At 32.1% G+C, this 14,460-nt stretch carries 14 protein-coding genes; 8 read left to right on the top strand and 6 right to left on the bottom strand.

What is annotated here, in order from left to right:
- Positions 1–110 precede the first annotated feature (110 nt).
- The 4 genes from N2712_04090 to N2712_04075 all read left to right on the top strand — a co-directional run bounded on the left by N2712_04090 (position 111) and on the right by N2712_04075 (position 2,833).
- Positions 111–404 carry a MoaD family protein gene (locus N2712_04090; GenBank protein ID MCX8029158.1) on the top strand — a complete coding sequence of 98 codons (294 nt, stop codon included), beginning with the start codon at positions 111–113 and terminating at the stop codon, positions 402–404.
- Positions 405–410: 6 nt separating this feature from the next.
- Positions 411–797 carry a hypothetical protein gene (locus N2712_04085; GenBank protein MCX8029157.1) on the top strand — a complete coding sequence of 129 codons (387 nt, stop codon included), beginning with the start codon at positions 411–413 and terminating at the stop codon, positions 795–797.
- A gap of 199 nt (positions 798–996) precedes the next feature.
- Positions 997–2,262 (top strand): hypothetical protein, encoded by a 1,266-nt coding sequence (locus N2712_04080; GenBank protein ID MCX8029156.1) that lies wholly within the window; start codon positions 997–999, stop codon positions 2,260–2,262.
- A 115-nt stretch (positions 2,263–2,377) separates the two neighbouring features.
- A complete protein-coding gene (locus N2712_04075) occupies positions 2,378–2,833 on the top strand; it encodes a hypothetical protein (protein ID MCX8029155.1) in 456 nt (151 codons plus the stop codon).
- On the opposite strand, the gene ftsZ is transcribed toward N2712_04075, so the two are convergent.
- A complete protein-coding gene (gene ftsZ / locus N2712_04070; protein ID MCX8029154.1) occupies positions 2,830–4,044 on the bottom strand; it encodes a cell division protein FtsZ in 1,215 nt (404 codons plus the stop codon). The two genes, N2712_04075 and ftsZ, sit on opposite strands and share 4 nt — an antisense overlap.
- Positions 4,045–4,350: 306 nt before the next feature.
- Between ftsZ and metG the strand changes: the two genes are divergently transcribed.
- The 3 genes from metG (at position 4,351) to N2712_04055 (ending at position 7,703) form a co-directional block, all read left to right on the top strand.
- Positions 4,351–6,396 (top strand): methionine--tRNA ligase, encoded by a 2,046-nt coding sequence (gene metG, locus N2712_04065; GenBank protein ID MCX8029153.1) that lies wholly within the window; start codon positions 4,351–4,353, stop codon positions 6,394–6,396.
- Between the two features lie 64 nt (positions 6,397–6,460).
- The gene (gene accB / locus N2712_04060) at positions 6,461–6,982 is read left to right on the top strand and encodes an acetyl-CoA carboxylase biotin carboxyl carrier protein (GenBank protein ID MCX8029152.1); all 522 of its coding nucleotides are present in this window, start codon (positions 6,461–6,463) and stop codon (positions 6,980–6,982) included.
- A 4-nt stretch (positions 6,983–6,986) separates the two neighbouring features.
- On the top strand, positions 6,987–7,703 hold the full coding sequence (locus tag N2712_04055) for an ABC transporter permease subunit (GenBank protein MCX8029151.1): 717 nt from the start codon (positions 6,987–6,989) through the stop codon (positions 7,701–7,703).
- A 2-nt stretch (positions 7,704–7,705) separates the two neighbouring features.
- Here N2712_04055 and N2712_04050 read toward each other — a convergent pair whose 3' ends face one another.
- Both N2712_04050 and N2712_04045 read right to left on the bottom strand, forming a co-directional pair.
- A complete protein-coding gene (locus N2712_04050; protein MCX8029150.1) occupies positions 7,706–8,146 on the bottom strand; it encodes a polymer-forming cytoskeletal protein in 441 nt (146 codons plus the stop codon).
- Positions 8,147–8,150: 4 nt separating this feature from the next.
- A complete protein-coding gene (locus tag N2712_04045; GenBank protein MCX8029149.1) occupies positions 8,151–9,518 on the bottom strand; it encodes a TldD/PmbA family protein in 1,368 nt (455 codons plus the stop codon).
- Between the two features lie 256 nt (positions 9,519–9,774).
- On the opposite strand from N2712_04045, the gene miaB reads away from it, so the two are divergent.
- The gene (gene miaB / locus N2712_04040; protein MCX8029148.1) at positions 9,775–11,076 is read left to right on the top strand and encodes a tRNA (N6-isopentenyl adenosine(37)-C2)-methylthiotransferase MiaB; all 1,302 of its coding nucleotides are present in this window, start codon (positions 9,775–9,777) and stop codon (positions 11,074–11,076) included.
- A gap of 142 nt (positions 11,077–11,218) precedes the next feature.
- Here miaB and N2712_04035 read toward each other — a convergent pair whose 3' ends face one another.
- Genes N2712_04035 through crtI form a run of 3 tightly spaced genes read right to left on the bottom strand, consistent with a single transcriptional unit; the run spans position 11,219 to position 14,311 of the window.
- The gene (locus N2712_04035; protein MCX8029147.1) at positions 11,219–12,109 is read right to left on the bottom strand and encodes a phytoene/squalene synthase family protein; all 891 of its coding nucleotides are present in this window, start codon (positions 12,107–12,109) and stop codon (positions 11,219–11,221) included.
- Positions 12,097–12,891 (bottom strand): carotenoid biosynthesis protein, encoded by a 795-nt coding sequence (locus N2712_04030; GenBank protein ID MCX8029146.1) that lies wholly within the window; start codon positions 12,889–12,891, stop codon positions 12,097–12,099. The genes N2712_04035 and N2712_04030 overlap by 13 nt, the downstream gene beginning before the upstream one ends.
- The gene (crtI, locus tag N2712_04025) at positions 12,875–14,311 is read right to left on the bottom strand and encodes a phytoene desaturase family protein (GenBank protein ID MCX8029145.1); all 1,437 of its coding nucleotides are present in this window, start codon (positions 14,309–14,311) and stop codon (positions 12,875–12,877) included. The genes N2712_04030 and crtI overlap by 17 nt, the downstream gene beginning before the upstream one ends.
- Positions 14,312–14,460 lie beyond the last annotated feature (149 nt).

Raw genomic sequence — 14,460 nt, 5'->3', positions numbered from 1 at the left:
TTTAGAGAATTATACATTACAGATGGTTTTTGAGTGCTGTCTGTTGTAATTTGACTAAATCATAGTTATATTATATAAAATTCGGAGAAACTTATAGGAGGAGTAGAGCAATGAAAGTGTTAATAAAAGTACCTGCTCCACTGAGGGTTTATGTTGAGAACAAGAAGGAAATAGCTATAGAAGTAAAGGGGCAAACCCTTAGGGATGCGCTGTTGGAATTGACAGAAATTTATCCAAATTTGAAAGATAGGTTATTTGATGAAGTCGGTAATATGAGAAAATTCTTAACTATATTTATAAATAACACTAATGCTAAAGACTTTGAAGGTGAAAATACAAGATTAAAGGATGGGGATACTATAACAATATTACCAGCAATAGCGGGAGGAAATCTAAGTAATTAATCTGTGATGAACTACGATTACTTGAGACCTCTAATTTCGACTATAGATTATGAAATCTATCTTGTCAGGAGACTTCTGGATTCTGATTACAGGTATTATATTCCCTATATTATTACTTCTATGCTTAAGCATTTTTCTGATCTTATAATGTCATACGAAACAGGTACTCCGACAGTTTCTTACAGGTATACAGAAATTTTGAAATCAAAATTATTGGAACGAATAAATAGCATAACTTACAGTTTAATCACTGAATGTATAGAAGTTTCTCGTAAGAAGGATAGTTTGATTTGTAATATATCGAGGATAGATGTTAATAAACTACTAGATATAGTGAATATTGTTGAAAAGTACCTTATAGATTTTGTCCAAAGGTACGAAAACAAAGGATAATTACTGTGATAATTGTGTAAAGGTTCGGCAGAATATTCTTTAAGTTGATTTTATTTGAGATCTTATATTTTTGTAGGTTTTGATGTTTGAAAGATCGCTTTAAATTAGATGTCTAACAGTGTTAGTGTTTCTAGCTATTTCATTTTTTGGTGTGATGGTTAATTCATTTTTGTGTTGTATATTGTTTAGAATACTATTTATGAAACTTTTGTTAGTGATTTTTTTATTAATATTAGCTTTGGATGCTTTTCCGAATTATATCCTTATACCTATGGATTCTAGACAAGTTGATCACCTTAAACCTTATGGTGTTGTGTATAATACACTATTGCAAGGTATTGAATCGTATTGGATTTTAAACTATAGGGGAGGTAGTTTTGTGATACCGTACAATGAATTTTCAATTTCCTACTTAAGGCGGGAAAAAGTTTTATATGAGTTTATATCAAGCTTCTCTTGGAAACAGATAAATGATCTTACAAATACTGAGAACATAAATGTAATAAGACTTACCAAAGCTCCTAAAATTGGATTGTACAGGTTGAAGATAGAACTTCCTTATGATGATGCTGTTGAAATTGCTTTAAAGTATGCTGATATTCCATTTACTGAACTGACTGATGAGGATATACTAGATGATAAATTGAAGTTTCTCGAGATAGACTGGCTTCATTTTGATCATGAAGATTTTACAGGACAGTTTGGTAAATTTTGGTCAAGTTATAGTAGGGATCCTTGGTATGTTAGAATGGTAGAATATCTTGAGTCAATGTCTAGAAGAAAGGGATTCAATAGTGTAGCAGATATGAAAAAACAAGTTGCTTTGAAAATTAGGAGATTTATAGAAGATGGAGGTTTTTTATTCGGTATGTGTGCAGGTACCGATACACTTGATATTGCTCTGTCGTCTGTTAATACAGATATAGTTCCAGAGATCTTTGATAGAACACCTGTGGATAAAGATTATGAATCTAGGCTGGATTTTAACTTAACTATGGCTTTCAAAAACTTCAGACTTATTTTAGATCCTTACATGTATGAATACTCTGATATTGACTACCCAAACTATCTAATTAGTACTTTTGATCATCCAGAGTATTTTTACCTTAGGGAGTTTTCCGCTAAATATGATCCTGTTAGTAGTATGTTAGTTCAAAATCATACTTTGGAAATAAAAGAATTTTTGGGACAAACAACAGCTTTTAACAAATCCAAACTCAAAGAGAACATAGTTGTACTTGCTGAGTATCTAGACACAAAATTATCAGGATACGCTAAGTACATAAGAGGAGAAATAGGTAGAGGAGCTTTTTGTTTTCTCGGAGGTCATGATCCTGAAGACTTTGCACATTACATTGGAGATCCTCCTACCGATATCTCGTTAAATCCAAATTCTCCGGGGTATAGGCTTATACTGAACAATGTTTTGTTTCCTGCTTCAGAGAAGAAGAAAAGAAAGACTTGATAGTTTTAAATGAGATAATTTACCAGAGTTATAGTAATAATGAAGTTGATTTTTTAGGAGTTTAAGTAAATTTGATTTGTGATAGTGATTATACCATAATTATAGCATGTTTAGGATGAAGTTTTTGCTAGTTATTGTTGCTTCTATGATCAGCGGATGTGTTATTGGTGCAATGCAATATAACTTTCCATTGAATCCACCATTAGGTGTATACTTGAAGCAAGTATCGACAAATCAGATAGAAATTAGATGGTGGGGTAATAATAGTGAGAACTATTTTTCTGGGTATGTAGTGTTTATAACAACTAATTCTAATGAAATTTATAGGGATAGAAATTCAACAAATCAATTTGATAAACCTTATCTGAAAGGTAATTTTGGAGATATACCAACTGTATTTGCTCCAGTATCATCTGTAACGAGAGAGTATTATTACATCATAACCAATTTACCAGATGGAAGCAAATTAACGACTAGTACACTATATTATATCGCTGTTGCTTCTTATTCATCATCAAAGAGAGTTTTTAGTCCTTTAAGTAACATTACAAATATAACTTTAACAAATTAAAATCTTCTCTGGATTTCGTCATTGTAGTCATTTTCTGTAGGTAAAGTAAATCTATTTTTCCTTAGTATAGCAGGTGTAGAAGGATCTAACATATCAGTTTCAAAATCATCTTGTGGTTTAGGGATCCTACGCCTTGATAAAAAGTCTTGTCTTGATATTATTTTACCTATTCCTGGTACTACTCTAACTTCACCTTCTCTAAGTTTTTGAGTTTCCTTATCTTCAGTGATACTAACATTCTGGTTACTTGAAATGCTTGAAGTATTTGTTTCTGAAGATAGTCCTGTTGCTATAACAACTACTCTTATGCTATCGTCGTGAGTGTTTTCATCGATAGTTGCCCCCATTATTATATTTGCTTCTTTATCAGCTGTTTCGTTTATTACCTCCATAATCATACTTACATCATCTAATGACATCTTCTTTGAACCAGATATATTAACAAGTACTGCTTTAGCTCCTTTAAAGGATATATTATCAACTATAGGATTATTTATCGCTTTTTGTGCTGCGGTTTTTGGATCTGTATCAACACCTATTCCCATAAGGGCTTCTCCACCTTCTTTTAGTACAGTTCTTACATCTGCAAAATCGACGTTTATCAATCCTGGTTTAGTTATTATATCTGACATACCTTGTATAGCATGCATGAGTACTTCGTCGGATTTACGAAATGCTTCTTCTATAGGTACTTTTTTATCAACAACTTTGAATAAGTTTTGATTTGATATAACAATTAGTGTATCTACATACTGTTTTAGCTTTTTTATACCTTCTTCGGCCTTTTCCATCCTTTTTTTGCCTTCAAATAGGAATGGTTTTGTAACTACAGCTACTGTGAGAGCACCTAGACTTCTAGCTATTTGTGCTACTACAGGTGAAGCACCAGTACCTGTTCCCCCTCCCATACCACAAGTTATAAATACCATATCAGATCCTCTAAGAGCATCTTCTATAATATCCCTATCTTCATTGGCTGCTTCTTCAGCAACTTTAGGATTTGCTCCTGCTCCTAGACCTCTAGTTAGTTTTTGTCCTATCTGAATCTTTGAAGGTGCTGGATTATTAGCCAAAACCTGTGAGTCAGTGTTAATTGCTATAAAGTCTACGTTTTTAATGTTAGCTTCTATCATTCTTTTTACAGCATTACATCCACCCCCACCAACACCTACAACTTTTATGTTAGTAGGGTTTTCATCAAATTCATACATACATTCCCCTCCCACATAGATAATATAAGTTGTATTTTAAAATAAGAATGGTTTCCTTTCAATAAAGTTTATTTTTTGACTAGTAATTTTAATGAGAATAAGTTTAAAAAGCATAATTCAATAATTGTTGATATTGATTCAAGATGAGAAACAAACTAAAATTTAACTTCGGTAAGATAACAAAAGTTTTCTGTTTTTTGTAATAACTTTATTTCGTTATTAGACTCCAAATACTTTTTGTGTAAATTAATAGGAAGATTTTATATAATAATCATAGATTAGCTAGCTTAGATTTGGGAGGTAGAAATGGGTAGATATCTTATTACTGCTGCGTTACCTTATGCAAATGGGCCTATACATATAGGGCATATTGCAGGTGCTTATCTTCCTGCTGATATATATTATAGGTACAGGAAAATGAAGGGAGATGATGTTATCTTTATATGTGGTACTGATGAACATGGAGTACCTATAACTATACGAGCAATACAGGAAAATACTACTCCTGAGGAAGTTGTTAAGAAGTATCATGAGAATATAAAAGAAAGTTTTAGGAAAATGAGTATAGAATTCGATAACTTTTCGGGTACTCATAGAGAAGTTCATTTCAAAATATCACAAGAATTTTTCTTAAATCTTGTTAATAATGGTTATACTGTTGTAAAGGAGCAGGAACAATTTTATTGCGATAATGAGAAGATGTTTTTACCTGATAGATATATAACTGGTAAATGCCCAAAGTGTAGTTATGAATATGCTAAAGGAGATCAATGTGAGAGATGTGGTTCTACACTTGATCCTACAGATCTTGTAGATCCTAAGTGTGCTATATGTAATAGTAAACCTGTTATGAAAACTACAAAGCATTGGTATTTTGTACTAAAACAATTTGAAAAACAACTAAGAGAATATCTTGAGTCAAAGTTGGATTGGAAACCTAATGTAAGAGATTTTGCTTTATCTTGGATAAATGAAGGTTTGAAAGATAGACCTATATCAAGAGATCTGGACTGGGGTATACCTATACCATTAGAAGAAGCGAAAGGTAAAGTTATGTATGTGTGGTTTGAGGCACCTATAGGCTATATATCTTCAACGGTAGAGTGGGCACAAAAAATAGGACAGCCTGATAAATGGAAAGAATATTGGCTTAATCCAGAGACTAAACTAATACATTTTATAGGTAAGGATAATATCCCATTTCATGCCATAATATGGCCTGCTACATTACTTGCACAAAAAGGTGGTTGGATATTACCTTACAATATACCTGCAAACGAATTTATGAACTTAGAAGGTGAAAAAATATCAACATCAAGAAACTGGGCTATATGGGTTGATGATATAGTTAGCGAATTCAATCCTGATGCAGTTAGATATTATCTTTGTCTAAATATGCCTGAAACAAAAGATGCTAATTTCTACTGGCGTGAGTTTCAAGAAAAGGTAAATGAAGAACTAGCTAATGCTTTTGGTAATCTTGTTTCAAGGGTTTTAAAGTTTTTGAACTCTAAAAATGATGGTATAATACCATCACCTAATACCAATAAGTATTCATCTCTTGAGCAAAGTATTCTAAAAAATCTGGAAGAAATACCACAAACTATAGGTAAGTTGCTTGATAAGTTTGAGTTTAGGCAAGCTATAAAATATCTGAGAGAAATTGCATTTCTTGGCAACAAATATGTTGATGAAGCTAAGATTTGGACTCTAATGCCAGATACTGATGAATTTAACACTAAGTTGTTTGTTGCTGTGCAAGTGATATTCACTCTAGGGCTTGCTATGTATCCATTTATGCCTACTTCTTCAAAAAGGCTTCTTATGATGTTAGGGTATCCAGCGGATTATGTGAAGAAAATTAATTGGGATGAGATAGGTATAACTAAAGTTAAAACTGGTGTAAGAATATCCAAAGATATAGAACCATTATTCACAAAAATACCTGATGAAGTGATTGAAAAACAGGTAAGTAAGCTAAAGTACTCAGCACAAAAAGAGAATATAGAGACTATACCTACTGATGAGCTTATTGATATAGATTATTTCAAAAAAATTGATTTAAGAGTTGCTAGAGTTAAGGAAGCATCAAGGTTACCCAAATCTAAAAAACTGCTAAAGCTCTTGATAGAAGTAGGAAATATGGAGAAACAGATAATAGCAGGTATAGGACAATACTATAATCCGGAAGATGTTGTAGGTAAAGAGATAATAATAGTTAACAATCTGAAACCCGCAACTATTATGGGAGAAACATCTTATGGTATGCTTCTTGCGGCAAAAGATGATAAAGGTAAGCTTGTATTAATAACCGTTGATGAGGAAATAGATAGTGGTTCGAGAATTTCCTAGATATTTATTGAAAAATTGAATTCAAAATCGCCTATTATATATCATTAACTGCTAGAGGTGGGTTATGGAAGACAAGAACTTCAGTTTGCCAATGGATGAAATACAGAAGCTCTCTGAAATTTTTAAAGAAAACAATCTTGAAGAGTTAACAGTAGAAACTAAGGAAATGTACATAAAGTTTTCAAAGGAGAGAAAAGTAATACCATCTGTACATCTGATTCCTAGTATCCAGCAAGGGAGTACTCATTCTAGTACCTCAGTTACACATCAACAGGCTAAACAACAAGCTAAACCTTCAAGGGTATCTGATGCTAAACCTAAAGATGATTTTTCTGACGATACTAAGTATCACAAAGTTAAATCACCGATAAATGGAACTATGTATAGATCTTCTTCCCCTGGGGCAGAACCTTTTGTAAAGGAAGGAGAGCATGTAAATGCTGGTCAAACTTTATGTATAGTTGAAGCAATGAAAGTTATGAATGAGATAAAGTCTCCTGTATCAGGTAAGCTAATAAAAATAGTCAAAAATAATGCTGAAGTCGTCAAGGCTGGCGATGTATTAATGATAATTGAAATGGTTTAAAACTATGAAAAAGATTTGGTATATATACAAAAAAGAACTTATAGTTTATTTTACAACGCCTGTTGCTTATGTTTTGATGTTTGGGTTTTTAGTTATTTCGGGTTATCTATTTCATTTTTATATATCATACACTCGTATATCTGATATGAGTAGAGTTTTGAATAACATGATAATAGCTGGTATGTTGATTTCTCCTCTGCTAACGATGAGACTTTTGGCGGAAGAAAAAAAAGCGGGAACTTATGAGCTATTGAGAACTGCTCCTATAAAAATCTATCAAGTAGTTATAGGTAAGTACCTTGCTAGCTTGACAATATTCCTGAGTGGATTATTCTTGACACTAGTATATGTAATCATAATATCCATTTATGGAAAACCCGATTATGGTACTATAATTTCGGGATATATTGGTTTTATACTCACTATGAGTGCTTTTCTATCAGTTGGTTTGTTTGCTTCATCTTTGTCTCAAAATCAAATGGTTTCTGGAATAATAGGTTTTGCTGTTGTTTTTCTGTTGTGGTTTATAGATGTATTAAGTGGTATAGTTGCAGATGATTTGTTATCGAATATTTTATCAGAGTTGTCTTTTCTTAACCATTACACAAACTTCCTAACTGGTGTAATAGATACGAAAGATTTGGCGTTCTTTATATTTTGGATAATATTATTCTTAACGCTAACTACAAAAGTTATAGAAATTAGATCATGGAAGAATTAGTATTACCAGACCCACTTATTCTTTTCTTCTTGGATAAATGGTTCTACTTGTTTTTTGAAGATATCGTTTAGGATGTCTGATGAAACTCTATTGAATTTCCCTCTAAATCTTGCTCCTTCATCTATTAGTATTTTTTGAGATGTCAGATCTCCTATGACTTTTGATGTACTTAGAAGTATTATTTGTTTTGTGGCAAATACATTACCTTTTACGCTCCCACCTATGATTACGATCTCACCGTATAAGTTACCCTTAACTTTTCCGAAAGAACCTATTATTATCATATCAAGAGATTTTATATCTCCTTCGTAATTTCCATCCACTCTCAAGGGGCCTTCTACTACAAAATTTCCCCTAAAAACAGTATTTATTCCTATTATTGTATTTACTTTTTTTACTGGTAATCTCTCTTCCTTTATTATTCTAGATATATCATCAGACATATCACTAAATTTTACCTCCAATCAAAACATTTTTAACTAGGATATGCGGCCCTCCATCACCAACAGGTAAAGGTGATTGTCCACCTTTACCGCATCCACCCATGGTACTGTGAAGTTTAAGATTGTTACCTATGGCAACTATATTGTTAAGTGTGTCAAAAACATTTCCAGTTAGTGTTATATCTCTAAGTAATTTTGTAGGTTTACCATTTTCAACCTTGTATCCGTACGCAGCAGAAAATGTAAACATTTCAAGGTTTGTTTGCCCTCCAAGGAAATCTATAACATATATTCCATTACCTAGTTTATCGAATAGTTCATCGACAGGTGTATCACCATTGTCAATATAGGTATTTGTCATTCTAACAATAGGTGGGTATTCATAAGAGAGAGCTCTTGAATTTCCAGAAACTGGTTCATTCATAACCTTTGAAGTAAGTCTTGAGTGAAGACGAGCATTTAAAACTCCGTTTTTAACTAAATGTGTTCTTTGAGCTGGTATTCCGTCATCATCATAAGGTGTGTATCCTACAATTCCTTTTATGTTACCATCATCGATTATATTCAAAAATTCAGGACCAAATCTTCTACCTATTTTCATTACGTCCATAATTTTGTTATTTCCATAAACATGGTCAGCTTCTGATAAGTGTCCAAATGCTTCGTGGGCGAATACTCCCGTAAGTCTAGGATCTATTATTACATCGTATACCCCACCTACAATTTGCTCTGCATAGAGTAAATCAACGGCTCTCTTTGAAACCTCCTCGGCTAAACTGTCCAAATTGTTTACTACTTCGAATCCACCGTATCTTGCTATAGATTCAGCACTCCTTTGAACATTAGTCCCTTCAACTCCATATGCTACAAGTGATATACCACTGTATATAAACTCCATTTCAATACAACTACCTTCAGAGTTAACATAGTACTTTTTTAGGTTGTAGTCTAGATACCGAACTCTAACACTTCTAATCTTTGGATTACTTTTTAGTATCTGGGAATACCTTTTACAGACTTCAACTTTTTCCTCGAGAGATATATCCCTAGGATCTATTTGATAATCTGTTTTAACACTATCAGTTATTGCTTGGTAACTTGATAGAGATATTTTTGATTTTGATCCTATCAATTTTGCTGATTGCTTTGTATTCTTTAGAATATCTTTTATTTTCTCAATAGAATTGAATGATGCAAAAGCAAGACCACCATTATCGAGAATTCTTACTGCTCCACCAGAGCTCTTTTTTTTTGAAACTTCCTCAATTCCCGTTTCTGAAACTATTATTTGAGTGCCATCATATATCTCAAATCTAATGTCACAAAATTCACTACTTATCTTGCTTATATCATCTCTTAGTATCTCAATCATAATAATTATCCTCAGAGGATGATAGAATAATATAACATAATGTCCCAAACCAAATCAAGTTTCAGAAATGTCTAGAGAGGTATGATCTATTGTATGTGAGTTTGATAAGAGTTGTTTAATCCATGATGAAGATTTTGAAATGCATGAAGTTTGGAAATTTCTTAATAAAAGAATTAAGGTTGCACTAAGAAATGTAATTGCTTGGAAAGGTAAGGTTATTATATCTTATAATAATAGTAGGAATTGGTGATGAACTATGAAGTTTTTTATAGAAACTTACGGTTGCCAAATGAATTTATCAGATTCTTTTGAAGTAAAAAAAATACTTAAAAATACTGGACTTTCCGAGGCTGAAAAAGAGGACGATGCTGATGTTGTTATAATAAACACTTGCAGTGTAAGAAATACTGCAGAAGAGAGAGTATTAGGTAGACTTGGTTACTTTAAAGGGCTAAAATCAAAGAAGCCTAATCTTAAGATATACATAACAGGATGTATGGCTCAGAGTTGGGGGCATAAGTTATTTGAGGTTGCTCCCCATATAGATGGAGTCTTTGGTACCTACAATAGGAGTAGGATGATAAGTCATATTCTAAATAGAGACAGTTATGTTGTTGATGTTAGAATGGATAAGTATGAATTTTTACCTCCTGCGATAGATTACCAGTTTCCGTTCAAGGCTTCTGTAACTGTGATACATGGGTGTAATCACTCGTGTACATATTGTATAGTGCCTAAGACGAGAGGTAAAGAAGTTAGTAGGCCAATTAAGGATATAATAGATGACATCAGAAGGTTAGTTGATGAAGGAGTTGTTGAAGTTTTACTATTAGGGCAAAATATAAACTCCTACGGTAGAGATATAGGAACGAGTTTTAAAGAGTTATTGACAGAGGTTAATAAAATAGAAGGACTTAAAAGAATAAGATTTTTAACCTCTCATCCTATAAACTTCAAAGAAGATCTAATAGACAGGATTTCTGAGCTTGATAAGGTGTGCAGGTACTTCCATTTACCAGTTCAAAGTGGTTCAAATAGGATTCTTAAGCTTATGAAACGAGGATATACTTATGAGTATTATGTTAAGATGATAGAGTACGTTAGGAATAAAATGCCAGATGCTTCAATTTCAACAGATATAATAGTTGGTTTTCCATCAGAGACAGAGGAAGATTTTAATATGACACTTAATTTAGTTAATGAAGTAAGATTTGATTTTTCTTATATGTTTATATTCAATCCCAAGAAAGGAACGCCGGCAGAGACTTTTTCAGAGCAAGTCCCAGAAGATGTTAAAGTTGAGAGGATACAAAGGCTTATAAAGCTACAACATTCAATAAGTAAGGAGAGTAATTTAAAAGATGTGGGTAAAGAATTTGAAGTACTTGTAGAAGAAAGAGGTAAATATAAAAATCAGCTGGTGGGTAGAACAGAGTACAATAAAGTAGTTGCTTTTGAGGGAGATGAAAGTCTTATAGGTAAGTTTGTGAAAGTTAGAGTTGAAAAGTTGATAGGTAATACATTAATAGGTAGTCTTCTACAAAAAACACCTGTATAATCTACCTTGCTCTGAACTACTTTGATTCTAAGAGATATTGAAGTGCTTAGTTGTGTTTAGGTTAATTTCTTTATGGAATTTTGTTTTTGGTTGTAGAATGCTTTTTCCCTAAATTTTGACAGTATATATGGGAACTCTTCAGTTATACTAAGAATATAGACTTTAGAATGTTTTTTCTTAGTTTATATCCTCCTAGTAGTGATATGTATTTCATGTATTTGGGTACATAATTTCTTTTACTTAGATTGTCGTAATTTGAAAATCTTACTGAGTTAAGTATTTCGAGATACCATAATCCGGCAAGGTGTATTGACCTTCTAACGTCTTTTCTGAGGTAATTAATAGAAGATACGTTTTCAAAAAACATTTTTTCTGCTATTTCCATAAGATCTTCGATTAGTTTCTTGTAATTTGTGGTTACTATTCCATTTCTCAAGTTGTCAATACTTATGTTGTACTGTGTAATCATATCTTTGGGTAGGTATATTCTATTTCTATTCTTCAAATCTTCTCCAACATCTCTTATTATGTTAACTATCTGCATGAAAGTACCGTAATTGTATGCGTGATTGTAGATTTTATCAGGTTGGTTTGAAATTATTGGTAATAGCATTGCTCCTACTGATCCTGCGACAAGTTTTGAGTATTCTAAGAGATCTTCCAATGTTTTTATCTCTTTTGATGTTAAATCCCAAATAGCTCCTTCTATAAGTTCTAAAAAGGGATCTATGTTAAACTTATAATTTTCAAATGTTTTATTTAATGCTAAGAATATAAGGTTGGTACCTGAATATTTTTGGTTGAAAGATAATATAAGAGAATTTTTTATATTTTGAAGTTCTTTTATTCCTTGGTTGGTATCTTTTAGGAAGTATTCATCTGCTATATCATCTACTGTTCTACAATATGCGTATATGCTCCAAAAGTGTTTTTGTTCTTCGTATGGTAATTTCTGAGCTGCCATGTAGAAAGTTTTAGCGTGTTTTTGCATTATAAATTTACAGTACTCAAAAGCTTTGTCTAACTGCTCCATAATTTAATACCTCTTGATATTGAGTAGAGTATTAATACAGCAACACCTCCTATAGTAAGAAATCCGGGTATAATACCACCGTAGAATAGTGAAAATAAGGATGAAAATAGTGTTATTAGGAGATAGTTGAAAAAAGCGTATTCGCAGTATTGTATATTTTCACCATCTTCTTTGTACATAATCCAGTAGATAGAATATATTACCAAAGCAGTAAGAAACCAGCCAAACCAATTTTCTATAGGCATTGTGTAGAAGAAGCCTTCTTCCCATATCCAGAATTTTTTGATATAGCTTGCAAAATATTCTAGAGACAAATCCCATATTAGAACAAGTATTGAGCTGAATAAGACTACAGGATATCCTCTAAAACCTAATTTGTAGGATATAACGAGAGAAGGTAGTATTATAGAAAACCAAGACAGAGGTATCAGAAAAGGAACTTCACCTAATAATTTAAATCCCATTTTATCAGAATACTTGTAAAGTCCATAAGGGAAACCATTGTAGGTTGAGGATAATTCGAGAATAAAGGATACAATAAAAGTTATTATTAAAAGTATTGTTGTTTTGCTAACACCGAGAGAAATAATTCCAACTAAAAAAGATGTAAAAAGCGTAAGTAATATAAATATATGTGGTATCAACTCTTCTATTGTATTAGTTTTTATATCAGTAGGTAATCCTATGTAAGTTTTTAGAACATAACCTAATATGCTAAAAATACCAACTGCTAGTCCTACAAAAAATATGTGTTTTGTTATTTTCTTATAACTTATAGTCATTTTTGATTCTTTCTTTTACTAATTCTCCTGATATTATTACCATTGGTATTCCGCTTCCAGGTATGGTTGAAGAGCCAACGTAGTATATACCCCTTTCGTGTTTTTCGTAGTTTTTAGGTCTAAAGTATGCCGATTGGAATAAAACGTGAGATAGACCGAAGGTACTACCGTATTGTAGGTTATATAGATTTTTCCAATCAACAGGTGTTCTTTTCAAAACGAATCTAACTTTGTTTCTTCGGAAGCTTGTTCTTTTTTCTAGTCTATCATATACTAGATTGAGTACTTCATCAGAAATTTTAGTGAAATCTTCTTTCGAAACATTAAGGTTAGAGACAGGAACAAGGATATATATATTTTCACTTCCTGGAGGAGCATGGTGCTTATCTGTTTTTGATGATACGTGAACATAGAAAGATATATCACTATTGAATTTACCTGTTTTGAATATATCGTCGAGTACTTCTTTAAACTTTGTACCAAAAAATACGTTGTGATGTAGGAGTTCTGTTTCTCCATCATAACCTATATAGTACATAAGTGTTGAACAAGAGTATTTGTATTTTGGTATTTTTTTACCTAGTAGTTTCTCCTTTGCGTATGGTAGATCTGCGTTTATAACGACTATATCTGTTTCAATTTCACCTTTATTTGTTACCAAGACTTTTTTATCTTTGAGAGATCTTATTTGTAATACTTCAGTATTAGTGGTGATTTTTACTCCAAGTTCTTCTGCTAATCTTTTAACGGCTTCTGCTACCTTGTACATACCTCCAAGTGCATAGTATACACCTTCTACACTCTCCATATAGTTGACAACAGCATAAGCGAAGGGAGCTTCGTATGGAGAAACACCTAGATACATTGATTGAAAAGTATTAAGCCATTTCATCCTATAGTCTTTGAAATAACTAGAAGTTTTTGAGTATAGATTTGATAGAAAACCAAACTTTAAAGCGTTTATAGCACCTTTTAAAGTTATCATATCAAATATAGTATTAAAGTTTTTGTACACAAGGTTATCTATTACAAATTGATACATGTTTGATATATCACCAAAAAATTTCAGTAGATTTCCTATTTCGTTAGGTATTTGTTTTAGATATTCAGGTATAACTACGGATGGTTCGATTATACTTTTGTCTTTTTCAAAGTAAACTCTATAAGTTGGGTCTATGAGTTTTACTTTTATGTAATCTTCAAGTTTTCTGTTATTGCTTTCGAAAAGTTTTTTAAGAGGATTGAGCATTATGAGTAAAGAAGGTCCTGTATCAAAGTAAAAGTCATCCTTTTCTATGAAATTCATCCTACCTCCAACATGTGAGTTCTTTTCAACAATTTCAACATCCAATCCTAAGCTTTTTAAATTGATGGCTGCAGATAAACCCCCTAAACCACTACCTACCACTATTACTTTCATAACTACCTCTCTATTTGAATTTGATGTTTAATTTAAAAAGTTAGCAAAAATATCTAGAATTGTCAAATTACTCAAAAATATACAAAGAGTTACTTAGTGTCTTAATTATATTAATTTTGAGGTAGGGAGTTTGGTGAAGTGTGTTAGGG

The sequence above is a fragment of the Brevinematales bacterium genome (assembly GCA_026415355.1).
GTDB lineage: Bacteria > Spirochaetota > Brevinematia > DTOW01 > DTOW01 > SKYB106.
Note: the sequence above shows the minus strand (reverse complement) of the source record. Positions and strands in the feature narration are given on the sequence as shown.